The organism is Rhizobium sp. 05N430, from assembly GCF_056396985.1.
The window spans coordinates 144,200-164,631 of sequence record NZ_JBFTMO010000007.1; the positions used below are offsets into that span (position 1 = coordinate 144,200).

27 protein-coding genes and 1 pseudogene are annotated in these 20,432 nt (G+C 61.1%); 12 read left to right on the forward strand and 16 right to left on the reverse strand.

The window, feature by feature from the left end; all coding sequences use genetic code 11:
- Positions 1-31 precede the first annotated feature (31 nt).
- From AC1DJO_RS16535 to AC1DJO_RS16575, 9 genes are all read left to right on the forward strand, one after another.
- Positions 32-487, forward strand: coding sequence for an NUDIX hydrolase (locus AC1DJO_RS16535; RefSeq protein ID WP_477971810.1), 456 nt, complete (start codon positions 32-34; stop codon positions 485-487).
- Positions 488-523: 36 nt separating this feature from the next.
- On the forward strand, positions 524-982 hold the full coding sequence (locus AC1DJO_RS16540; RefSeq protein WP_477972017.1) for a TIGR02301 family protein: 459 nt from the start codon (positions 524-526) through the stop codon (positions 980-982).
- 100 nt (positions 983-1,082) lie between these two features.
- The gene (locus AC1DJO_RS16545; RefSeq protein WP_112390884.1) at positions 1,083-1,340 is read left to right on the forward strand and encodes a hypothetical protein; all 258 of its coding nucleotides are present in this window, start codon (positions 1,083-1,085) and stop codon (positions 1,338-1,340) included.
- A gap of 14 nt (positions 1,341-1,354) precedes the next feature.
- Complete coding sequence (locus AC1DJO_RS16550; RefSeq protein WP_477971812.1) at positions 1,355-2,116, forward strand: hypothetical protein; 762 nt, start codon at positions 1,355-1,357, stop codon at positions 2,114-2,116.
- Positions 2,117-2,196: 80 nt separating this feature from the next.
- Positions 2,197-3,036 carry a CAF17-like 4Fe-4S cluster assembly/insertion protein YgfZ gene (gene ygfZ / locus AC1DJO_RS16555; RefSeq protein ID WP_477971814.1) on the forward strand — a complete coding sequence of 280 codons (840 nt, stop codon included), beginning with the start codon at positions 2,197-2,199 and terminating at the stop codon, positions 3,034-3,036.
- A gap of 26 nt (positions 3,037-3,062) precedes the next feature.
- Complete coding sequence (locus AC1DJO_RS16560; protein ID WP_477972019.1) at positions 3,063-3,635, forward strand: YfbR-like 5'-deoxynucleotidase; 573 nt, start codon at positions 3,063-3,065, stop codon at positions 3,633-3,635.
- A gap of 41 nt (positions 3,636-3,676) precedes the next feature.
- Positions 3,677-4,165 (forward strand): tyrosine phosphatase family protein, encoded by a 489-nt coding sequence (locus tag AC1DJO_RS16565; RefSeq protein WP_477972021.1) that lies wholly within the window; start codon positions 3,677-3,679, stop codon positions 4,163-4,165.
- Between the two features lie 61 nt (positions 4,166-4,226).
- A complete protein-coding gene (locus tag AC1DJO_RS16570; protein WP_477971816.1) occupies positions 4,227-5,138 on the forward strand; it encodes a mechanosensitive ion channel family protein in 912 nt (303 codons plus the stop codon).
- A gap of 54 nt (positions 5,139-5,192) precedes the next feature.
- Positions 5,193-5,768, forward strand: coding sequence for a hypothetical protein (locus tag AC1DJO_RS16575; protein WP_477971818.1), 576 nt, complete (start codon positions 5,193-5,195; stop codon positions 5,766-5,768).
- 6 nt (positions 5,769-5,774) lie between these two features.
- Here the strand turns inward: AC1DJO_RS16575 and AC1DJO_RS16580 are convergent, their stop codons facing one another.
- Positions 5,775-6,290, reverse strand: a complete 516-nt coding sequence (locus AC1DJO_RS16580; protein WP_477971820.1) for a superoxide dismutase family protein — start codon at positions 6,288-6,290, stop codon at positions 5,775-5,777.
- Positions 6,291-6,403: 113 nt separating this feature from the next.
- Positions 6,404-6,715 (reverse strand): hypothetical protein, encoded by a 312-nt coding sequence (locus tag AC1DJO_RS16585; protein WP_112390823.1) that lies wholly within the window; start codon positions 6,713-6,715, stop codon positions 6,404-6,406.
- 264 nt (positions 6,716-6,979) lie between these two features.
- Between AC1DJO_RS16585 and AC1DJO_RS16590 the strand changes: the two genes are divergently transcribed.
- The gene (locus AC1DJO_RS16590; RefSeq protein WP_310297959.1) at positions 6,980-7,624 is read left to right on the forward strand and encodes an HD domain-containing protein; all 645 of its coding nucleotides are present in this window, start codon (positions 6,980-6,982) and stop codon (positions 7,622-7,624) included.
- A gap of 15 nt (positions 7,625-7,639) precedes the next feature.
- On the forward strand, positions 7,640-8,497 hold the full coding sequence (locus AC1DJO_RS16595; protein WP_477971823.1) for an MOSC domain-containing protein: 858 nt from the start codon (positions 7,640-7,642) through the stop codon (positions 8,495-8,497).
- On the opposite strand, the gene AC1DJO_RS16600 is transcribed toward AC1DJO_RS16595, so the two are convergent.
- The 13 genes and pseudogenes from AC1DJO_RS16600 to rpoZ form a co-directional block, all read right to left on the reverse strand.
- Entirely contained in the window at positions 8,494-9,489 is a 996-nt protein-coding gene (locus AC1DJO_RS16600) for an aldo/keto reductase (RefSeq protein ID WP_477971825.1), read from the reverse strand. The two genes, AC1DJO_RS16595 and AC1DJO_RS16600, sit on opposite strands and share 4 nt — an antisense overlap.
- A gap of 105 nt (positions 9,490-9,594) precedes the next feature.
- On the reverse strand, positions 9,595-10,365 hold the full coding sequence (gene recO, locus AC1DJO_RS16605) for a DNA repair protein RecO (RefSeq protein ID WP_477949832.1): 771 nt from the start codon (positions 10,363-10,365) through the stop codon (positions 9,595-9,597).
- A gap of 66 nt (positions 10,366-10,431) precedes the next feature.
- Positions 10,432-10,791: a response regulator gene (locus AC1DJO_RS16610; protein WP_112537558.1), complete on the reverse strand. Its 360-nt coding sequence runs from the start codon at positions 10,789-10,791 to the stop codon at positions 10,432-10,434.
- Positions 10,792-11,023: 232 nt separating this feature from the next.
- The gene (locus AC1DJO_RS16615; RefSeq protein WP_112517109.1) at positions 11,024-11,776 is read right to left on the reverse strand and encodes a Crp/Fnr family transcriptional regulator; all 753 of its coding nucleotides are present in this window, start codon (positions 11,774-11,776) and stop codon (positions 11,024-11,026) included.
- Between the two features lie 154 nt (positions 11,777-11,930).
- Positions 11,931-12,064 (reverse strand): annotated as a pseudogene (locus AC1DJO_RS16620) (endonuclease domain-containing protein); the annotation flags it as partial.
- A 29-nt stretch (positions 12,065-12,093) separates the two neighbouring features.
- Positions 12,094-13,035 (reverse strand): GTPase Era, encoded by a 942-nt coding sequence (era, locus tag AC1DJO_RS16625; protein WP_112390796.1) that lies wholly within the window; start codon positions 13,033-13,035, stop codon positions 12,094-12,096.
- A gap of 7 nt (positions 13,036-13,042) precedes the next feature.
- Positions 13,043-13,762 (reverse strand): ribonuclease III, encoded by a 720-nt coding sequence (gene rnc / locus AC1DJO_RS16630; RefSeq protein ID WP_112390795.1) that lies wholly within the window; start codon positions 13,760-13,762, stop codon positions 13,043-13,045.
- The gene (lepB, locus tag AC1DJO_RS16635; RefSeq protein ID WP_112390794.1) at positions 13,759-14,502 is read right to left on the reverse strand and encodes a signal peptidase I; all 744 of its coding nucleotides are present in this window, start codon (positions 14,500-14,502) and stop codon (positions 13,759-13,761) included. The genes rnc and lepB overlap by 4 nt, the downstream gene beginning before the upstream one ends.
- A 115-nt stretch (positions 14,503-14,617) precedes the next feature.
- Positions 14,618-15,022, reverse strand: coding sequence for a holo-ACP synthase (gene acpS, locus AC1DJO_RS16640; RefSeq protein WP_112390793.1), 405 nt, complete (start codon positions 15,020-15,022; stop codon positions 14,618-14,620).
- Positions 15,023-15,047: 25 nt separating this feature from the next.
- A complete protein-coding gene (locus AC1DJO_RS16645; protein WP_112390792.1) occupies positions 15,048-15,638 on the reverse strand; it encodes a DUF2062 domain-containing protein in 591 nt (196 codons plus the stop codon).
- A gap of 144 nt (positions 15,639-15,782) precedes the next feature.
- Positions 15,783-15,932, reverse strand: coding sequence for a DUF3563 family protein (locus tag AC1DJO_RS16650; RefSeq protein WP_112390791.1), 150 nt, complete (start codon positions 15,930-15,932; stop codon positions 15,783-15,785).
- Positions 15,933-16,097: 165 nt separating this feature from the next.
- On the reverse strand, positions 16,098-18,332 hold the full coding sequence (locus tag AC1DJO_RS16655) for a RelA/SpoT family protein (protein WP_112390790.1): 2,235 nt from the start codon (positions 18,330-18,332) through the stop codon (positions 16,098-16,100).
- A gap of 141 nt (positions 18,333-18,473) precedes the next feature.
- Positions 18,474-18,878 carry a DNA-directed RNA polymerase subunit omega gene (rpoZ, locus tag AC1DJO_RS16660; protein WP_112390789.1) on the reverse strand — a complete coding sequence of 135 codons (405 nt, stop codon included), beginning with the start codon at positions 18,876-18,878 and terminating at the stop codon, positions 18,474-18,476.
- A 293-nt stretch (positions 18,879-19,171) separates the two neighbouring features.
- Between rpoZ and AC1DJO_RS16665 the strand changes: the two genes are divergently transcribed.
- Positions 19,172-19,753 (forward strand): LabA-like NYN domain-containing protein, encoded by a 582-nt coding sequence (locus AC1DJO_RS16665; RefSeq protein WP_112517113.1) that lies wholly within the window; start codon positions 19,172-19,174, stop codon positions 19,751-19,753.
- 134 nt (positions 19,754-19,887) lie between these two features.
- Here the strand turns inward: AC1DJO_RS16665 and smpB are convergent, their stop codons facing one another.
- A complete protein-coding gene (gene smpB, locus AC1DJO_RS16670) occupies positions 19,888-20,367 on the reverse strand; it encodes an SsrA-binding protein SmpB (protein ID WP_112390788.1) in 480 nt (159 codons plus the stop codon).
- Between the last annotated feature and the right edge of the window lie 65 nt (positions 20,368-20,432).

Below are 20,432 nucleotides of genomic sequence, written 5' to 3' on the forward strand. Positions count from 1 at the left end.
CAGGCTGATATCCACGTTCGGCGATCGGAACATGGTGCGCAACCTTGAAAGCAGCTGGGACATGACAGAGACGGCATCGACGGCCAGGGCGGCATCCTCTGGCATTCTCGAGCGTGACGGCAGGTTTCTGCTGGTGCTGCGCCGCAATCCCCCCTCTGCCGACATGTACGCCTTCCCCGGCGGCCGGGCGGAACCGGGAGAGACGCCGGATCAGACGGCGCTTCGCGAGTTCCACGAGGAAACCGGCATTGCAGCCCGCAATCCGAAGCTGTTTTCCGAGTATGATCTGAAGACCCACGCCCCCGACGGCAGCATCAGCAGCCATTTCTATCTTTCGGTCTTCACCGTGGAGGCAGATGCGGATGCGGTTGCGGAAGCTGCCGACGATGCGGCCGCAATCGGCTGGTACAGTCTCGACGAGATCCGGCGGCTGCCGGTTCCGCAATCGGTGCTCGAGTGCGTGGAACGGCTGGCGCTTCGACAATAACCGCGTGGAAACTTGGCGCTGCGCCTTGTTCCCGACATCGCTTGCGTATCAACTATCAGCATGATTCCCGTACGACGCGTTTTCTTGTCTCTGTTCTTGTGCGCCGGTGCGGCGATATCCGCACCTGTGTGGGCTCAGGGCAAGAAGGCACCGCCTGCGGTTCCCGAGGCGCCGCCGCCCCCACCGGCTGCTGTGCCCTATGACGACAAGCTGCTGCGCTTTGCCGAAGTGATCGGTTCGGTGCATTATCTGCGAACGCTGTGCAAGGCCCCGGGCGGGGACGAATGGCGCGATGAGATGCAGCAACTGCTTGATTCTGAAGCGAAAGACGAGCCTCAGCGCAAGGAAAGACTGACCGCGGCCTTCAACCGTGGATACCGTGCCTTCGCCTCCGTCTATACCGATTGCACGGCATCCGCGATCGTGGCAGAAGAGCGCTACCGTAACGAAGGTGCAACACTGGCCACAGAAATTACTTCGCGTTTTGGAAATTGACGTTTAATTAACCTGTTTTCACTCCCGCGCGTGTCGTTTTGGGAAAAGGCTGATAGAGTTGTTAACCAGGCAGTAAGGCATGCAGTTCGAGGAAAAGAAAATGGAACCAAGCCTCAACGACATCGACGACATGATCGTCCACGAAAAGATGCAGGCGGCTTTGGAGTACCACAACGAGGCTTGGGCTGACGGCATGGCCGACGGCATCGAGCCCGAAATCATTGCCGACACCGCCATCATCCATGCCCTGCGCGAGACGATTCGCCTCCACGGCGAGAACAACGCGGAAGCCTTGCTCGATTCGCTGCGCGAACGGATGCTTGCTGGTGAGTTTTCTCCCAACCGCAGACTGCAGTAGAATTAGAGAGCCCGATGCAAACCGGTAAGGACAAGGCCCCGCGGCGGCTGATGGCGCCGCTTCTCGTTGCTTTATGCGTTGGTGCCGGTGTTCTGCCAGCGCCGGTGGCGCATGCGCTTTCCGAGCTGCACAAGGTTCCGGGCCAGCCCGACCCGCAGGCGACCGATCAGAAAAACAGCCAGCAACAGCAGCAAACGCAGACCCGGCCGGCGACGGCGCCGGGCGTACCGATGCCGGATCCGCTTGTTAACAAGGACAATGCCGGCAAGAGCACCGACAAGACGCCAGGCGCCACCGACGACGCCAAGTCTGTCGAGGTGATCTACGATATCAACAAGGCGCCGGAGCCGGTGCGCAAGATGCGCCAGCAGATCGTCGAGGCGGCGGCTTCCGGCGATCTGGAGCGGCTTCGCCCGCTGATGGGGACCGGCGCTCAGCAGACGCAGGTGACTGTCGGCGAGCCGACGGACGACCCGATCGGAACGCTGAAGGATCTCTCCGGAGATCCTGACGGTGACGAGATCCTCGCCATCATGCTCGACGTGATCTCCACCGGCTTCGTGCATGTCGGCGCTGGAACGTCCGATGAAGCCTATGTCTGGCCCTATTTCGCCGAGAAGGACCTGAAGGCATTGACGCCTCCCGAGCGTGTCGAGCTTTTGCGCATCGTCACCGCTGGGGATCTCTCCGACATGCAGGAATTCGGCGGCTACAATTTCTACCGCCTGGGCATCACGCCTGACGGCAAGTGGAAGTTCTTCACCGCAGGCGATTGATCGCAAGCCCTCCCCCGCCGCTTGCAGCGGCGGCGCGGAAGACTTAACTCTGAGCGACAACGAACGCGACAGGTCTCGCCATGCCATCCGTCTTTCTCCCGCACCGCGCGCTTTTCCGCATCGGCGGCGCGGATGCCGAATCCTTTCTGCAGAACCTGATCACCACCGATATCGTTTCGATGGCGCCAAACGAGGCGCGCCCCGGCGCGCTGCTGACGCCGCAGGGCAAGATCCTGTTCGACTTCATGATCTGGCGCGACGGCACGGATTTCATCATCGAGACCGATCGCGATCAGCATGATGCGCTGGTGAAGCGGCTGACGATGTACAAGCTGCGCGCCGCCGTGACGCTGGCGACCATCGAGGCCGACGGTGTGACCGTTTCCTGGGATGATGCAACCGCTGACGGCGCGGCCGACAGCCGGTTTGCCAAGGCTGGCATCACGCTGCACCGCCGCGAGGGCAAGCATGGCGCGGATGACGCCTTGCTCTATGATGCCTTGCGGGCAGCACATGGCATCGTCGCTTCGGGGCCTGATTACGCGCTGCAGGATATATTTCCGCATGACGCGCTGATGGACCTCAATGGCGGCCTGTCGTTCAAGAAGGGCTGCTATGTCGGCCAGGAAGTGGTTTCCCGCATGCAGCACCGCGGCACCGCGCGCCGGCGTGTGGTGACCGTCACTGCGGCTGGCGTCCTCCCAGCACCGGGCACGGAAATCACGGCCGCAGGCAAGCCTGTCGGCGCGCTCGGCACTGTCAGCGGCCAGACCGGTCTTGCCATCGTCCGTATCGATCGCGCCGGTGAAGCCATGGCTGCAGGTACGCCGCTGATGGCGGGCGATACCGCGGTGTCGCTGACGCTGCCCGCCTGGACCGGCCTGACCTTCCCGGCCGCCTCCGACGAGGCCAGCGCGTGACGAAGCCGCCCCGTGCCTGGCAACGCATGCTCTCCGGCAGGCGTCTCGATCTGCTCGATCCCTCGCCGCTGGATGTCGAACTCAGCGACATCGCCCATGGCCTTGCGCGTGTTGCGCGCTGGAATGGCCAGACCTCGGGCAATCATGCATTTTCGGTGGCGCAGCATAGTCTTGCCGTCGAGGATATCTTTCGCCGCCTCAATACAGCGAGCCCCGACGACTGCCTGATGGCCCTGCTGCACGATGCGCCGGAATATGTGATCGGCGACATGATCTCGCCGTTCAAATCCGTCGTCGGCGGTGGCTACAAGACGGTGGAGAAGCGGCTGGAAGCCGCCGTTCATCTGCGCTTCGGCCTGCCGCCGCACCCCTCGCGCGAGCTGAAGGACAAGATCAAGAAGGCCGACACGATCGCCGCCTATTTCGAGGCCACCTGCCTCGCGGGTTTCACGCCTGCCGAGGCGCAGAAATTCTTCGGCCAGCCGCGCGGGATCACTCGCGAGATGCTGCCGATGGAGCCGCTTCCGGCGGTCGAGGCGCAGCGGCTGTTCTGCGAACGGTTCGAGGCGATCGAAGCTCTCCGGAACGCCAGGCCGTGACGCCCCATATCGTCGTTTCACCGCTCTCGCGGATCGCCGAGATGGCGGTGCGCCACGGCGCCCGCGAGATGGTCAGCCTGATGGCCAAGGAACAGGCCTTTCACCGGCCGGGCGTCATCGCCGCCGACCGCCATCTGCTGCTGCACATGAACGACATCGCCTTCAAGGGCACCGGCAATCTCGTTGCGCCCGATGAGGCCCATGTGCAGAAGATCATCGATTTCGCTGCCGGCTGGGACGACAGCGCGCCGCTGCTTGTCCATTGCTGGATGGGAGTGTCGCGCTCGCCTGCCGCAGCACTTGTTGCCGCCCTTGCGCGAGTGCCCGATCAGGACGACCGGGAGCTTGCGCAACGGCTGCGCACCGCCTCGCCCCATGCGACGCCGAACACCCGAATCATCGAGATCGGCGACAACCTGCTGAAGCGCGATGGCAGGCTGATTGCCGCCGTTCGCGCCATTGGCCGCGGCGCCGATGCCGACGGCAACGCGCCTTTCGTGCTGTCCATCGCTCCCGATAAAAGTGGTTGACGCCCCGGTACCCTGCCCCATCTAGCGAAGGGCAATGGAAATTCGAGGTATGACAGCAGGCATGGAACAGGCAACAGACGTCATCGTCGCAACGCGCACGGCGCTCAGCCAGGCAAGCGCGCTCGCAGTTCAATATTCCTTTTCGATTCTCGGGGCGATCATTCTGCTGATCGTCGGCTGGGCGATGGCGAGCTTTCTCAGCCGCTGGGCCTATGAGGGGATTTCCCGCGTTCGCGGCATCGACGAGACGCTGGCGCGCTTCTTCACCAACGTGCTGCGCTATGCGCTGCTCATCCTCGTCTTCATCACCGTACTCGGCCAATTCGGCGTGCAGACGGCCTCGATCATCGCCACTCTCGGCGCTGCCGGTCTGGCCATCGGGCTGGCGCTGCAAGGCACGCTGCAGAATATCGCCGCCGGCATCATGCTGTTGATCCTGAGGCCGTTCCGGGTGGGTGAATATATCGAAACCAGCAGCATCTCCGGCACGGTTCGCGAGATCGGCTTGTTTGCGACGGAGTTCAAGACCGGCGATGGGCTCTACAGGCTGGCGCCGAATTCCATTCTCTGGAACACGCCGATCACCAATTACAGCCGCGAACCGACGCGCCAGAACGAGGTGAAGGTCGCGGTCGCCTATGCCGACGATCTGGATGCGGCGATGGAGCGGCTGGTGTCGCTGGCCAAGCAGGATCAGCGTGTGCTGAAATCGCCGGCTCCCAGCGCTTTCGTCGATACGATCGGCGGCGCGACGATCAGCGTGACGCTGCGCTATTGGGCAAAGACCGGCGACTGGTGGCTGCTCAGCCGCGATATGGTGAAGCGGATCAAGCTCAGTTTCGACGAAGGCGGCCATCTGCTGCCGGTGACCGCGGCCAATGGCAACGCGCTGCCCGAAGCCGCTCCTGTCGAAGAGAAGACAACAGGTCCGAGCAGACGCGCAGCAGCCAAGAACCAGCCGTCCAGGCCATAGCGCGAACGGAACGTTTTGACTCGCTGCCGGTTAATCTCTCAAGGAGATTGATCTATGCCACTGCCGAACTACCGCGATACATTTTTGCAAAGCCTGCAGACGCTCAAGGGGCTAACCGGTGATTCCGGCGAGTATGTGCGGTTTCGCTGGCAGGCGATCTATCTGACGCGCGGCCAATTCTCCTATTTCTTCCGCGGTGCGCTCGATGGCACCAGCGCCGGGTTTTCGGGCCAGCAGATCGACCTCGTCAGCGGCGAGGTCAGCGTCATCCCGGCGCAATCGGTGGGCCTCTATGGCGCGACCTTCGGGCTCAACGAAGCAATCACCGCCTATAGCGGGCCGCAGAAATCGGTCATCGAAGTCGCCCATGCCTTCACCGAGGCGAGCGAGATGGATTACCACCCGGAATTCTTCTACGTCAGGATGAACCTGCTGCACACAGCCAGCGACAGCAAGATGGGCTTCGCCCGCGACCCGCGGCTCAGGGAAAACACCAACCTGATCTTCGTCGGGCTGGAAGATCAGATGACGTCGGAGCTGCTGGAGGAAAGCGACATCGCCCGCTGGGTGGCGCAGGAAAAGCCGATGGCATCGGCCGATTGGTATGCGGAGCGGTATTATTATGGGTGAGGGAGATTATTTAATCACCCCACACGCCAGCCTCTCGCCCGCATCGCCCGACGGCTGGCTGCGATAGTCATCCGAATTTGCGTGGATCATCAGCGCCCGCCCGCGGATGCCGTCCTTCTTGCCATCCAGCGTCACCATGCTGTCGAAGACCTGGGCGCGGAGGATGCCGTCCTGACCGACATACTGGTTTGGCATGTCGCCGGCATGCGGACCCTTTGCCGCCAGGAAGCCGTGTTCGGCATCTGTCGGGTTGAAATGCTTGCCGGCCGATTCGTGACGGGTGGCGGCGTCGCATTTGCCGGTTTCGTGGACGTGGAAGGCGACCCACTTATTGGCGGGCAGACCGGAGACCTCGACTTCGAGCATCACGCCGCCATTTGCTGCGGCGGTCAGCGTTGCCCGGCCGCTCTCCTTGCCTTTGCCGTCGACAAAATTGGCGGTCGCGGTCTGCTTGTCCTGCGCATTGGCGGCGAAGGCCGGGGCTGCGAGCGTCAGCGCAGCAATGACGATGGTCGTTTTCATGAGGGTTCCCTTCCGCTTGGCTATCGTTGTCCAACGCCTCACTGCCGAAGGGGTTCCGGCAAAAACAAAAGCCGGCCAAATGGCCGGCTTCGTGAATACGGTCTGCGTTCGCCTCAGGAGGCGATATCGAGATCGTATTGGCCGTAGGTGCTGCGATAGAGATCGGGCGAACCATCATCATTGGATGCCGCGAAGGTCATATCGGTACCGGTCGTACGCATGCCCATCATCAGGGCAAGAACATTGTCGGTTGCTGTCGAGCGCGGCTCATGCTTCGGCTCTTCACTCAGTTCAGCGAGAATACCAGGCTTCTCGTCAGCTGCACGTTCGCCACGGCTCAAAACGCCGTCGCCATTCGTGTCGAGCCGGGAAAGCGTTGCCAAATAGGCATATGCCGTGTCTGAAACAGATGTAACTTGGGCCATACAAACCTCCGTCCACCGCCTTAATTCTTCGGTGCTGTCTGTACGCAATACAAATTGGGAAAATCGAACTGGTCCGGGGATACCCCGAATAGTGAGTCGGGTCAACAAGCTGTTAACTTCCCATTAAGGAAGGTTGACAAAGCGTTCAGAGGTGATCGCGCCGGCGGGTTTTCCACGGCTTCGCCCCTCATGCGAAAGGCGCATTGCAACTCTCTGCCCGAAGCCCTATTCCGGGCCTCCATACCAACGATTGCGGTGACGAGAATGCATCAGGCCGAAGCCTTTGCCCCCTTCGAGAGCCTTGCGGCTGAGCTTATTCCATTTGCCACCGAGGGCGACGACGGTTCGCATGATCTGGCGCATGTGCTGCGCGTCTTCAAGAACGCCATGCGCATCCAAAAGAGCGAAGGCGGCGATGCGCGCATTCTGGCCGCTGCCGTGCTCCTGCATGATTGCGTTGCCGTCGAGAAGAGTTCGCCGCTCCGCTCCAAGGCCTCGGCGCTCGCGGCACAGAAGGCATCCGGGATCCTGCAGAAGCTTGGCTGGACTGCAGAGGATATCGCAGCCGTTTCGCATGCGATCACCGCACACAGCTTCTCCGCCAATGTTACGCCCGAGACGCTGGAAGCGAAGATGCTGCAGGATGCCGACCGGCTCGACGCGATCGGCGCTGTCGGCGCTGCCCGCTGTTTCTATATCGCCGGGCGCATGGTCTCCGGGCTCTACGATCCCTTCGATCCCGGCGCCAAGGAGCGCCCGCTCGACGACAAGCGCTATGCAATCGACCATTTCCAGACCAAACTGTTCAAATTGGCCGATGGCTTCCAGACGGGAGCAGGACGCGGACTGGCGGCAGAACGCGACAAGCGGTTGCGTGATTTCCTCGCCGACTTCATGGACGAAATCTAGGCTTCAGGAGACAGCATGCAGGTCAGCGATCTCTTCATCTACCCGCTCAAGAGCGCCAGGGGCATTGCGCTTCCCTCTTCTGCGATCGACGCATTCGGCCTGCCGGGCGACCGGCGGGCAATGATCACGGACGCTGACGGACAATGCATCACCCAGCGCGAACTGCAGGATCTGGCGCGCATCGATGTTCGCCCGGAAGCCGCAGCGTTCCGTCTGCTGATGGATGGCAAGGGCGAGATCGCGGTTCCGCCGCCACAACCGGACAGGCGGATGGATGTCGTCATCTGGAAGACGCCTGTGAATGCCGCCGTTGCCGATGACGGGAGCAACAGCCGCCTGTCGGAATGGCTGGGACGTGAGGTCAAGCTGGTGTTCTTCGATGCCGCCGCCGAGCGAATTGCCAGCCCGGAATGGGCCGGGCCGGACACGCCGGTGACCTTTGCCGACGGCTATCAGATCCTGGTGACGACGACGGGATCGCTGAAGGCGCTGAATGCCGATCTGGCCAGCCATGCGGAAGGCGAAATCGGCATGGAACGTTTCCGCCCGAACATCGTCATCGATATCGACGAACCCTGGCCCGAGGACCGCTGGGCGGCGATCGAGATCGCCGGCATCCGGCTCGATCTCGTCAAGCCCTGCGCCCGCTGCATCATGACGACCCAGGACCAGGTCACCGGCTCGCGCGACGTGCCGAACCCGATGCCGGCGATGGGCCGTGTGCGCATGTCGGCGGACCGGCGCGTACCGGGGCCGCTGTTCGGCTGGAACGCAACGCCGCGCGGCACCGGCACGATCGCCATCGGCGACACCGTGACGGTGATCGAGGAACGGCCGGAAGGCTGGGCCTTCAAGGTGCGTAACCGCGGCTAGAGGCCGGAAAGCGCCTCGTCGATCCTGCTCATCACATCTGATGGCAACGGGCCCTTCGCCAGGGCACCGGCATTTTCCTCGACCTGGGCGACCGTCCGGAAACCGGGGATCGGCAGGGTGCGGGGCGAGCGGCCCCAGAGCCAGGCGAGCGCGCCCTGCGTCGGCGTCCTGCCGCCATCGGTGAGGAGATTTCTGACGGCGTCGAGACGGGCGGCGAATTCAGGGGCGATCTTTCCGTCCTTGAAATAGATCATCCAGTCGAGGCTTGCGCCGCGGACGTCCTTTTCGCCGACAGTCTTGCCCGGCGTGAACTTGCCGCTGAGCAGCCCCATGGCCAGCGGGCCGCGGTTGATCGAGATCAGGCCGTTCTTCTCGATGAGGGCGATCATCTCCGGCACCGGCTCGAAGACGTTCATCGTATGCTGCACGGAGACGAAGCCGTTGCGATCGAGATGGCGGGCCGCCCGGTCCGGATAATCGGTGCTCCAGCCGAAAGCGTCGATCTTGCCCTCGGCCTTCAGGGTCTCGAGCGTCCCGAAGACCTCGTCGGAAGCTTCGAGCGGAAAGTCGTTCAGATGGAACTGCAGCAGATCCAGCCGCTCGCGACGCAGGCGACGCAGCGAGGTTTCCGCCGATTGCCGGATGAAGGCCGGGTCGGCAAACGCGCCGGTCGCCTGCCTGGTCTTTTCGTCGGTCGCATGGCCGAACTTGGTGGCGACGACGATATCGTCGCGATTGCCGATGGCGCGGCCAACCACCTCCTCGGAATGCCCTGCCCCGTAATTCGAGGCAGTATCGAAAAAGCGGATGCCGAGATCGACCGCACGGTTGATGGCGCGGATCGATTCGCCGTCGTCCACTTCGCCCCAGCCAAGCGGGATATCGCCGGCATAGAACGGCCCGCCGATCGCCCAGCAGCCCATGCCGAGGCGCGGGATCTCGCGGCCGTTCCAGAGGGTGATCGCCGTCGTGTTGTCAGGTTTGGTCAGCATATCGTTTTCCTCCACCATCTGCCGTTGCCGAAGAGATAGGGAGCGAGAGCGGCGTGGTAAACCGTCAAATCCGCAGCATATCTTTCACCGGTGAAAAACCGCGCTTCAGGCGGAGAGTTTGCCATCCGGCGGCAGGGCTGCTGCCGAGGCGTTGATCGCCTTCAGTGCCGACTGGATGAAACCGTCGCGGGCCGATGCCGCCTCGATGCCGCGCGGCTCGTAGACATGGCGGTGGAGAAAGAAGCTGGTCAGGCGGAAGGCGGCGGCGAGATTGTCGTAATCGGCCGCGTGATTGCCCTCGCCCGCCAGAAACGACGGCAGCAGCAGCATCTTGTCGGCATAGGGCCTGCCTGCAGCCCGGCAGACGGCGCGGCCGGATTTCGGCGAGACATAGGCGAGATCGGTCTTGACGCCGGTCGCCGCACATTCGCTGAGATCGATGCCGTAACCGAGGTCGTTCAGCACCGCGAGTTCGAAGCGGACGAACAGCTCACCGGCATCGGCAGGATTGTGGAGATTGTCGAGAATGACCTCCAGCGCGTCGTAGAGATGCGGATGCGGATCACGCTCGGGCAGCAGGCGCAGCAACGCTCCCATCGCCTGCACGCCGTAAACGGCGGTGGCGCTCTCCATCAGCCGCGCGGCGCGCAGCTGCAGCGGCTCGATCCTGAATTCGCCAAGATGCTCGTCAAGGCGCGCACGCCAGATGACATCGACTTCATTGCCCGGCTGCAGCACCGGCTGCATGCTGCGCGAACGGCCGGAACGGACGAGACCGAGGTGGCGGCCGCGATCGCGCGTCATCACCTCGGCGATGACGCTTGTCTCGCCGTGGCGCTTCACGCCCAGAACGATTGCATGATCCTGCCATTGCATCGGCAACAAACCTCAGACTTCAGGAATCGATCCTAGAGCAAGGCGTCGCAAATGTCATGGAAGCCGTCATTCGCCCGGAAAGAGCTTGTCCAGAAAATCGCGCATCGCGCCTTCGTCGAAGGGCTTTACGAGCAGAGGCACCTGCTGCAGGTCGGCTGGAAAATCCTGGCTGTCGGAATAGCCGCTGACGAAACCGAACGGAATGCCGCGGTCATTCAGATGGCGGGCAAAGCCGAAGCTCATGGATTCGCCGAGGTTCACATCGAGAAGCGCGAAATCGTAGCTCTCGGCGTTCACGGCCTCCATGGCCTGATCCAGGCTGTTGGCAATGTCGATCGTCTCGACGCCGACGGCGCGCAGAATGTCTTCTGCTTCCATCGCAATGATAAGACTGTCTTCCAGAACCAGAACACGGGTTGCGTTCATGATTTATGCCCCTCGCTGTGCGCCGCTGACGGCGCGCACCGTCTTATCAAACCGCATTTTTACCTCAGATGCCCTCTTGGACGGGTGCTCGCCGCACCGGAAACGGTTCGGCCTGCAACCCGACGTCCCCTTCGCTCCATAAGACAGCGAACCGGGAGAAAAAGTGGCATGTCCGGACCTTATTTTCCATAGCACTGATTTGCATTTAAAAAAGACATAGTTGCTGAAACGCTTATATGAAAGGGCGTTTCCCGCTAGGCAGTCCTTCCCAGCCGGCGATATCCAGCAGCCCCTCGCCGTTCAGCACTTCGCAGCCCCGTTCCTGCCAGCGGATCAGCCCGCGCTCGGCAAGCTTCTTCAACGTCTTGTTGGTGTGGACGATCGACAGGCCGAGCGTATCGGCGATGTGCTGCTGGGTGATCGGAATAAATTTCCGCCCATTGAAGAGGTTGAGCCGCTTACCGCGCTCGTAGAGGAAAGCAACAAGATAGGCGGCGCGCTCGAGCGCGGTGCGACGGCCGATGCTCAGCAGATGCTCGTCGAGGATGCGCTCCTCCTGCGCGGCGATCCAGGTGATGTCGAAGGCGAGCGAGGAATGCTTGTTATAGAGCGTCATCAGCTTGTCGCGCTCGAAGACGCAGAGCGAGACCGGCGACAGGGCCTCGACGGAATGCTGCATCTCGCCCATGATCGTGCCCTGCAGACCGATCAGGTCACCGGGCATGATATAGTTCAGGATCTGGCGACGGCCGTCTTCCAGAGACTTGTAGCGGAAGCCCCAGCCCGAGAGCACCGTGAAGAGATGGGCGCTGTTGGCGCCCTCGACGAGGATCGTGGCACCGGCATCGGCGGCCAGTTCCCCCTTCTTGAAGCGCGAGACGAAATCCAGTTCGTCGCCGCTGAATTCGCGGAAATGCGGCAAGGGCCGCAACGGACACTGTTCGCACGGTGTCTTGAAGGAGTGTGTCGGTTTTGACGTTGCCATCCCAGCCCTGCGCCCCGAAAAAGCGGCGCATCATGTCCAGCGCGCCGTTCAGGGCGCACAATGCGCGGGATGGCGTTTTTGTTCCGCGAACGGTTGGGATTTTTTATTGAAAAACAAGGATGTGGGTGGGGCTAGATGGTTTTCCTGCCAGCGGAGCGTGCGGAGCCCCCTCATCCGCCCTTCGGGCACCTTCTCCCCGCGGGGGAGAAGGGAATGGAGAGGTTGCGGCTTGCCCCTTCTCCCCTCGGGGAGAAGGTGGCTCGAAGAGCCGAATGAGGGGGGCCGCAGACGCTAAGCGCTATCCCCTCACCTACCTTTTATCGCGGGAAATCCAGTCCCATTTCGCGGAACCGCTCGGGATCGTCGCCCCAGTTCTCGCGGACCTTCACGAACAGGAAAAGATGAACATTCTGCTCGAGGATTTCCGAGAGCTCGCGGCGGGAGGCCGACGAGATCGCCTTGATCGTTTCGCCGCCCTTGCCGAGAGCGATCTTCTTCTGGCTGTCGCGCTCGACATAGATGACCTGCTCGATGCGCACCGAGCCGTCCTTGCGCTCTTCCCACTTCTCTGTCTCGACGTGAGATGAATAGGGAAGCTCTTGGTGCAGGCGCAGGAAGAGCTTCTCGCGGGTGATTTCGGCCGCCAGCTGGCGCATCGGCAGATCGGAGATCTGGTCTTCCGGATAATACCAGGGGCCCTCAGGCAGCGTCTCGGCGAGATAGTTCATCACGTCGTCGCAACCCGAACCGTTCTCGGCCGAGATCATGAAGGTCTGGTCGAACTGGACCGTCTGGTTTGCCGTTGCCGCGAGCGCCAGAAGCAGTTCGCGGTTGACGCGGTCGATCTTGTTCAGAACCAGGATCTTCCGCTGCGGGACTTCTTTCAGCCCTTCCAGAATAGCCTCGGCATCGCCGCGCAATCCGCGCTCGCTGTCGATCAGCAGCATGATGACGTCGGCATCCTTGGCCCCGCCCCAGGCGGAGGTGACCATGGCGCGGTCCAGCCTGCGGCGCGGCTTGAAGATACCGGGCGTGTCCATGAAGACGATCTGGGCGTTGTTGTGGATCGCGATGCCGCGGACAACGGCACGCGTTGTCTGCACCTTATGGCTGACGATCGATACTTTGGCGCCGACGAGGCGGTTCACCAGCGTCGACTTGCCGGCATTCGTCGGCCCGATCAGGGCAACGAAGCCGGAATGGGTCGGGCCATGCGTTTCTGCGGCGCCGTCGGGCGCGATGTCGTTTTCTTCGGTCATTGTTCCGTCAATTCCCGGCAGAGGGTTTCTGCCAAATACCTTCACGTTCCAGCATCTTCGTCGCAGCCACCTGTTCGGCTGCGCGCTTGGAACGGTCCACGCCCGTTTCAGGAGCCACACCGGCCACTTCAACGGTCACTGTAAAGCGCGGATCATGATCCGGGCCGCTGCGTTCTTCAACACGATATAGGGGCGTCACGCCAAATTTCGCGTGCGCCCATTCCTGCAATTCGGTTTTCGCGTCGCGGCGGGCGCCATCGGCCCTGACCGCACGCTTCTCCCAATACTTCAGAATGAAGCCGCGGGCGATCTCCAGCCCGCCATCGAGATAGAGCGCGGCGATCAGGCTTTCCACCACGTCGGCGCGCACATTCATCATTCGCTTTCCGGTCAGCTTCTTCACATCTGAACCGGTGCGGATGAAAAGATGCAGATCGAGCTCGTCAGCAACGGAAGCGCAGGTATCGGCGCTGACCAGCTGGTTCAGCCGCACCGAGAGCTCGCCTTCCGCAGCATTGCCGAACGTCTTGAAAAGCAGCTCGGCGATGCAGAGGCCGAGCACTCTGTCGCCGAGGAATTCCAGACGTTCGTAATTGCCGCCCTTTTGCGTGCGGGCGCTGGCATGTGTCAAGGCACGGTCCAGGCGCCCCTTCTCGGCGAACTCATGACCGATCAAGCTTTCAAGCTTGGAACGGTCGGCCGCCGAGAGCGTCTGAGCCTTCGTCATTCAACAACCTTGAAGAGGCGGTCCCAACGCATGTTGGACGGCCATTTCCAGATTTCGCGGAACGAGGTGTCGTTGCCGAGCGAGAAGAAGATGACGCTGGCGCGGCCGACGAGATTTTCGGCCGGAACGAAACCGACGTCGAAACGGCTGTCGAGCGAGTTGTCACGGTTGTCGCCCATCATGAAATAGTGGCCTTCGGGGACGACGAATTCCTGGGTGTTGTCGCCGCGCGAAACCGGCGACTGGTCGAGCGTGTCGTAGGTCTTTCCGTCGTCGAGCGTTTCACGGAACACCGGAACGTCCTGGCCCGGATCCTGCGCATAGTCGGAATTGAAGGTGCCGTCGGCAACCTTCGGAACCGGCTTGCCATTGATGAAGAGCACGCCGTTGGTCACCTGGATCTTGTCACCAGGCAGGCCGACGAGACGCTTGATGTAATCGACTTCCGGATTCGGCGGGAAGCGGAAGACGACGATATCGCCGCGCTTCGGCTCGCTTTCGAAGATGCGGCCGGAAAAGAGGTTCGGCGAGAAGGGCAGCGAGTATTTCGAATAGCCGTAAGCGAACTTGTTGACGAAGATGTAGTCACCGACCAGGAGCGTCGGCATCATGGAGCCCGACGGGATGGTGAAAGGCTGGAAGAAGACGGTGCGGATCACCATCGCCAGCAGCAATGCCTGGATGATGACCTTGATGTTTTCCCACAGAGCGTTCGGCTTGGTATCGGCTTTTTCGGACACGCAGTCTTATTCCTCAAAGGCGCCGAAGCGGCGCAATTCTATAGTTGCTTCTCTCTAGCGGCTTCGGCCGGTGGCGGCAATGGCGCGAACATTAAAAGCGACGACAGGCCGCGGCTCAGATGCCTTCCGGCAGCGCCTCGATGATCACGAATGCCTGAGCAAGCGGATAATCATCGGTTATTGTCAAATGAATGACCGGCCGGTGCGCTGCAGGCATCATTGCCTGCAGGATTTCGGCCGCCCCGCCCGTCAGGCGCATCGTCGGCTTGCCGCTCGGCAGATTGACGACGCCCATATCCTTCCAGAAGACACCCTGGGCGATGCCCGTTCCAAGAGCCTTCGAGCAGGCTTCCTTGGCGGCGAAGCGTTTGGCGTAGGATTCGGCCCGGTTCGCCCGGCGGTCGGAGCGGGCCCGCTCGACGTCGGTAAAGCAGCGGTTTGTGAAACGCTCGCCAAAACGCTCGATCGATTTCTCGACGCGCCTGATATCGATGAGATCGCTGCCAATGCCGATGATCATGAAAGGTCCTTCTGCGGGCGAGACGTCATACCGTCGGCACGTCATGCTCGGCGATGGCGAGACGGAGCTTGGCGCGATCCATCAACCGCGTGCGGCGGCGCGACTGAAAGCCACTGACGGTGTAGTATGTCAGCATATAAAGCACAACGGATGTGACGGCGGCGGGCGGGATGGCGCCGATCAGCATCGGCTCCAACACCGGGCGCCAGAGCTCGGTGAAATGCAGCTGATGGAACATCTCGTGGAGATCGATCTGCTGACCTGCCAGCGTATCCTTGCGCGCCAGCAGCAGATGTCCGATTTCCCAGGTGATGCCCCAGATGAAGGGATAGGTCAGCGGATTGCCGAAGGCGGCGCATCCGAGTGCGGCGGCCACCATGCTTCCCGACAGGAAGTAGGTGATGACGAAGGCCATGATGAAATGCACGCCGATGAATGGCGTCCAGGACACGAAGACGCCGGCAGCCACGCCCGCCGCAACGGCATGCGGCGAGGCCGTCAATCTGAGGACGCGCATCTTCAAGTAACGCATGGGGCGCAGAAAGCCTTTGCGGGGCCAAAAGGCCTCGCGCATTCTTTCTCGGAATCCTGCGGGTTTTCTACGGCGGAACAACATGGCGGCTATTTAGTGCAGGGCACCTCACCATGACAAGAGCGGCGAATAATCACGGTTACCGCCAGCCGCGCCGTCCAGTCTCTTCGCGCAGGGCGCACATCACATAGAGCGCTCCATCACAGTTTCGGAAGTATTATTCGCAGATTAACGGGCGCGGAACAGACCGCGGTCAACCTGACGCTGACGATATTCAAGATCAATACGGTCATGCGAACCGTTCAGGTAGGCCATTTCACGTTCCTGGGCGCTCGGAGCGCGAAGGGCACGGGCGATTTTCTTGATAGGACCAAACATAACGTTGTCTCTTTCTTTCGTTCATTCTCTGATGACACGGAAGATAGGTGCTGCAGCGCACAATTACCAACGCTCTAATACGAGTGCAGCCATGCGCATAATGCATACATGGCCTTTTCGTCGTGCAAATTTGGTCACAAAACGATCATAAAATGTGCAGACGCCTCAGTCGTAGAGGCGCCGCACTGTGGCAATGCAGTCCAGTTCCTTGAGCTGAGCGAGCATCTGGTTCAGCTGGCGCAGGTCCCAGACCTCAATATCCAGCGTCATTTCGGTGAAATCGGCGGCAACACGCACCGTGTTCAGGATGCGGATGTTGACGTCGAGACCGCCAACCGTCTGCGCCACTTTTGCAAGGGTGCCCGGCTCGTTCAGCGCATTGACCAGAATGCGGGCCATGAAGCGCGACTTGTTGGCCTCGTCGAGATCCCAGCGAACATCGATCCAGCGGTCCGGCTGGTCGTCGAAATGCTGGAGGGCGGAGGACTGGATCGGATAGATGGTGATCCCCTTCCCCTTCTCCATGATGCCGACGATACGATCGCCGGGCACTGCACCTGTCGGCGCGAACTGCACGGCGATGTTGCTGGAGATGCCGCGGATCGGAACCGCGTCGACGCCCGGCTCGCCTGCCAGAAGGCCCGCTTCGGCACCTTCCTTGTTCTTGCCCGGCACCTTGAAGATCATGCCCGAGGCGCTGCGGACGTTGAACCAGCCCTCGTCGCCGCTCGGCTTGACGGTGACGCGCTCGTCCTGGTGATCCGGATAGACGGCGCGCAGCACGTCGAGCGACGACATCTCGCCACGGCCGACGGCGGCGATCGCATCCTCGACATCCTTCTGGCCGAGACGGTGAAGTGCAGGCTTCATCGCATCGCGCGAGAAGATTTTGCCGGCGCGGTCGAAGGTGCGCTCGAGAATACGGTGGCCGAGGCCGGCATATTGCTTGCGGATGGCCATGCGGGTTGCGCGGCGGATGGCAGCACGCGCCTTGCCGGTGACGACGATCTCTTCCCAAGCGGCCGGCGGCACCTGCACGCCGGAACGGATGATTTCGACTTCGTCGCCATTCGCCAGCCGCGTCACCAGCGGCATGATGCGGCCGTTGATCTTGGCGCCGACAGTGGTGTCGCCGATATTGGTGTGGACGGCATAGGCAAAATCGATCGGGGTGGCGCCGCGCGGCAGGGCGATCAGCTTGCCCTTCGGCGTGAAACAGAAGACCTGGTCCTGGAAGAGCTCGAGCTTGGTGTGCTCGAGGAATTCTTCCGGGCTGTCGCCTTCGGCCAGCGCCTCGATCGTGTGGCGCAGCCAGGAATAGGCATTGGATTCGCGTGACAGGATATCGCCGTCAGGCGTCGTCGCGCCGTCCTTGTAGAGGGTGTGGGCGGCGATACCGTATTCGGCGATCTCGTGCATGCGCTTGGTGCGGATCTGCAGCTCGATACGCTGCGAGGACGGGCCGACGATGGTGGTGTGCAGCGAACGGTAGTCATTCTGCTTCGGCGTCGAGATATAATCCTTGAAGCGGCCGGGAACGACGCGCCAGCGGGTGTGGACGATGCCGAGCGCCCGGTAGCAGGCAGGGATTTCATCGACGAGGATGCGGAAACCGTAGACATCCGACAGCTGCTCGAAGGACAGCGACTTCGACTGCATCTTGCGGAAGACCGAATAGGGCTTCTTCTGGCGGCCCTTAACGTAAACGCTCGCCATGCCGTTCGCCACGAGCAGATCGCGCAGTTCCGTCTCGATCTTCTTGACGAGGCCTTCATTGCGCTGGGAGAGCTCCTCCAGGCGCTTGGTGACGGTCTCATAGGCTTCCGGGTTGATGTGGCGGAAGGAGAGCTCCTCGAGCTCGTCGCGCATGTCCTGCATACCCATGCGGCCGGCGAGCGGCGCATAGATATCCATCGTCTCTTCCGAAATGCGGGCACGCTTGTCGGCGGCCATGTGGTCGAGCGTGCGCATATTGTGCAGACGGTCGGCCAGCTTGACGAGCAGCACACGCACATCGTCGGAAATGGCGAGCAGCAGCTTGCGCAGATTCTCGGCCTGCTTCGCCTTCTTGGTGACGAGGTCGAGCTTCTTGATCTTGGTGAGACCCTCGACGAGACGGCCGATATCCTCGCCGAACAGTTCGTCGATCTCGGCGCGCGTCGCCGTCGTATCCTCGATCGTGTCATGCAGCAGGGCGACCGCAATCGTCGACTCGTCGAGATGCATGTCGGTCAGAATGGCCGCGACTTCGAGCGGATGGGAGATGTAGGGATCGCCGCTGGCGCGCTTCTGCTGGCCATGCTTCTGCATGGCGTAGACATAGGCTTTGTTCAGCAGAGCTTCATTGGCGTCGGGCTTGTATTTCTGCACCCGCTCCACGAGCTCGTACTGACGCATCATCCCGAAAATACTCCGACAAAAATAAAAGCGCGCCAATCAACGATTGGCGCACGGATCATCAATATTATGCCGGAGCAATAAAGGCGCAAGATTGACGATTGGTAATCGTCAAATCATTTGGCGCACCGGACAGGCAGCGACTTAGTAGTCGTCGCTCTTTTCCGGCGGCACGAGGCCTTCGATACCGGCCAGAAGCTCTTCTTCCGACATCTGGTCGAACGTGATGGTTTCCGGCTGATCGTCCTGATCTTCGCCATCGGCAGCCGATACGCCGCCAGCAGCAATCAGGCTGGCCGGATCTGGCTCGGGCTCGTCGACTTCGACATGCTTCTGCAGCGAATGGATCAGGTCTTCCTTCAGGTCGTCGGGAGACAGGGTCTCGTCTGCGATTTCGCGCAGAGCTACAACCGGGTTCTTGTCGTTGTCGCGATCGATGGTGATCGAGGCACCCTGGGAAATCAGCCGGGCGCGGTGGCTGGCAAGCAGAACCAGCTCGAAGCGGTTCTCTACTTTGTCGATGCAATCTTCAACTGTGACACGGGCCATTGCCTGTCCTTTGCGGTCGTGATCTCGGGATTGGTACGCCCGATACAATTAAAACCCGGCGAATTCAAGTTTTTCGTGCGTAGGCCTGCGGTTTACGGCCTATCCTGTTAAAATCGCACGGAGAATATGACATTTCCACCAATAGTTGCTTGGAATATGCCGAATCGTGCCCTAAATCTCCTGTATATGAATAATTCATAAATTACGGATTATTCCTCTCGCCAGTTAAGCCATTGTTTTTATGTGTTTTTGACGAGAGACTATTTGGATTACTCTAATTGGATTGGCAGGCGATGTTCGACCCACGGGAAAAAATTGCGCTCTTTATCGATGGCGCCAACCTTTATGCGGCATCCAAGAGCCTCGGCTTCGATATTGACTACCGCAAGCTGCTGAAAGCATTCCAGAAACGCGGCTACCTGCTGCGTGCTTACTATTATACGGCGTTGATCGAAGACCAGGAATATTCCTCGATCCGCCCGCTGATCGACTGGCTCGATTACAACGGCTACAAGGTTGTAACCAAGCCTGCCAAGGAATTCACCGACTCCATGGGCCGCCGCAAGATCAAGGGCAACATGGATATCGAACTCGCGATAGACGCGATGGAACAGTCCGAGACCGTCGATCACCTCGTCATCTTCTCCGGCGACGGCGATTTCACGACGCTGGTCGAAGCGCTGCAGCGCCGCGGCCGCAAGGTTTCGATCATCTCGACGATGGCAACCCAGCCGCCGATGATCGCCGACGATCTGCGCCGCCAGGCCGATCACTTCATCGATCTTCTGTCTCTCAAGGCAGAAATCGGCCGCGATCCTTCCGAGCGGCCGCAGAGGCAGGTCGAGGCTCCCGCAGCCGCCGAGACCGACGAATAAGACCGGCTGGCCGGTTCACCTGCGTGATCCGGCTGCATCCTTCTTCCATGATGAATTTGTGCCATCGGACCGTGATCTTCGATTACGGTCCGATTGTCTTTTAGCGCGCGGGCAAGGCCCGAAGGCGCTGAGGATCAGCGATTGTCCTTGAGCAACCGGCTCTTCTGCCGGTTCCAATCGCGTTCCTTCTCCGTCTCGCGCTTGTCGTGCAGCTTCTTGCCCTTGGCGAGGGCGAGTTCCATCTTGGCGCGGCCCTGTTCGTTGAAGTAGATCTTCAACGGCACGAGCGTCATGCCTTCGCGGTTGATGCCGGAGCGCAAGCGATTGATTTCACGTGCAGACAGCAGCAGCTTGCGGCGGCGGCGCGGCTCGTGATTGAAGCGGTTGGCCTGCAGATATTCCGGCAGATACGAATTGATCAGCCAGATTTCGCCGCCTTCATCCGATGCGTAGGATTCAGCGATGTTGGCCTTGCCGTCGCGCAGCGCCTTGACCTCGGTGCCCATCAGCATGAGCCCGGCCTCATAGGTATCGATGATCTCGTAGTTGAAGCGCGCCTTACGGTTTTCGGCGACGACCTTCTTGACGATGCGCTGGCTGCCTTTGGGGGCCATGACGAAATTCCAACTGCTTGGGGCGCACGACGGCGCGCCCTCATTTCCTGCCACTTATGTAGGGG

What these genes read in the sequence shown, in the direction of transcription:
- AC1DJO_RS16535 (WP_477971810.1), top strand. Translation starts at nt 32, where the DNA reads ATGGTGCGCAACCTTGAAAGCAGCTGGGACATGACAGAGACGGCATCG.
- AC1DJO_RS16545 (WP_112390884.1), top strand. Translation starts at nt 1,083, where the DNA reads ATGGAACCAAGCCTCAACGACATCGACGACATGATCGTCCACGAAAAG.
- AC1DJO_RS16550 (WP_477971812.1), top strand. Translation starts at nt 1,355, where the DNA reads ATGCAAACCGGTAAGGACAAGGCCCCGCGGCGGCTGATGGCGCCGCTT.
- ygfZ (WP_477971814.1), top strand. Translation starts at nt 2,197, where the DNA reads ATGCCATCCGTCTTTCTCCCGCACCGCGCGCTTTTCCGCATCGGCGGC.
- AC1DJO_RS16560 (WP_477972019.1), top strand. Translation starts at nt 3,063, where the DNA reads ATGCTCTCCGGCAGGCGTCTCGATCTGCTCGATCCCTCGCCGCTGGAT.
- AC1DJO_RS16565 (WP_477972021.1), top strand. Translation starts at nt 3,677, where the DNA reads ATGGCGGTGCGCCACGGCGCCCGCGAGATGGTCAGCCTGATGGCCAAG.
- AC1DJO_RS16570 (WP_477971816.1), top strand. Translation starts at nt 4,227, where the DNA reads ATGGAACAGGCAACAGACGTCATCGTCGCAACGCGCACGGCGCTCAGC.
- AC1DJO_RS16575 (WP_477971818.1), top strand. Translation starts at nt 5,193, where the DNA reads ATGCCACTGCCGAACTACCGCGATACATTTTTGCAAAGCCTGCAGACG.
- AC1DJO_RS16580 (WP_477971820.1), bottom strand. Translation starts at nt 6,290, where the DNA reads ATGAAAACGACCATCGTCATTGCTGCGCTGACGCTCGCAGCCCCGGCC.
- AC1DJO_RS16585 (WP_112390823.1), bottom strand. Translation starts at nt 6,715, where the DNA reads ATGGCCCAAGTTACATCTGTTTCAGACACGGCATATGCCTATTTGGCA.
- AC1DJO_RS16590 (WP_310297959.1), top strand. Translation starts at nt 6,980, where the DNA reads ATGCATCAGGCCGAAGCCTTTGCCCCCTTCGAGAGCCTTGCGGCTGAG.
- AC1DJO_RS16595 (WP_477971823.1), top strand. Translation starts at nt 7,640, where the DNA reads ATGCAGGTCAGCGATCTCTTCATCTACCCGCTCAAGAGCGCCAGGGGC.
- AC1DJO_RS16600 (WP_477971825.1), bottom strand. Translation starts at nt 9,489, where the DNA reads ATGCTGACCAAACCTGACAACACGACGGCGATCACCCTCTGGAACGGC.
- recO (WP_477949832.1), bottom strand. Translation starts at nt 10,365, where the DNA reads ATGCAATGGCAGGATCATGCAATCGTTCTGGGCGTGAAGCGCCACGGC.
- AC1DJO_RS16610 (WP_112537558.1), bottom strand. Translation starts at nt 10,791, where the DNA reads ATGAACGCAACCCGTGTTCTGGTTCTGGAAGACAGTCTTATCATTGCG.
- AC1DJO_RS16615 (WP_112517109.1), bottom strand. Translation starts at nt 11,776, where the DNA reads ATGGCAACGTCAAAACCGACACACTCCTTCAAGACACCGTGCGAACAG.
- era (WP_112390796.1), bottom strand. Translation starts at nt 13,035, where the DNA reads ATGACCGAAGAAAACGACATCGCGCCCGACGGCGCCGCAGAAACGCAT.
- rnc (WP_112390795.1), bottom strand. Translation starts at nt 13,762, where the DNA reads ATGACGAAGGCTCAGACGCTCTCGGCGGCCGACCGTTCCAAGCTTGAA.
- acpS (WP_112390793.1), bottom strand. Translation starts at nt 15,022, where the DNA reads ATGATCATCGGCATTGGCAGCGATCTCATCGATATCAGGCGCGTCGAG.
- AC1DJO_RS16645 (WP_112390792.1), bottom strand. Translation starts at nt 15,638, where the DNA reads ATGTTGTTCCGCCGTAGAAAACCCGCAGGATTCCGAGAAAGAATGCGC.
- AC1DJO_RS16650 (WP_112390791.1), bottom strand. Translation starts at nt 15,932, where the DNA reads ATGTTTGGTCCTATCAAGAAAATCGCCCGTGCCCTTCGCGCTCCGAGC.
- AC1DJO_RS16655 (WP_112390790.1), bottom strand. Translation starts at nt 18,332, where the DNA reads ATGATGCGTCAGTACGAGCTCGTGGAGCGGGTGCAGAAATACAAGCCC.
- rpoZ (WP_112390789.1), bottom strand. Translation starts at nt 18,878, where the DNA reads ATGGCCCGTGTCACAGTTGAAGATTGCATCGACAAAGTAGAGAACCGC.
- AC1DJO_RS16665 (WP_112517113.1), top strand. Translation starts at nt 19,172, where the DNA reads ATGTTCGACCCACGGGAAAAAATTGCGCTCTTTATCGATGGCGCCAAC.
- smpB (WP_112390788.1), bottom strand. Translation starts at nt 20,367, where the DNA reads ATGGCCCCCAAAGGCAGCCAGCGCATCGTCAAGAAGGTCGTCGCCGAA.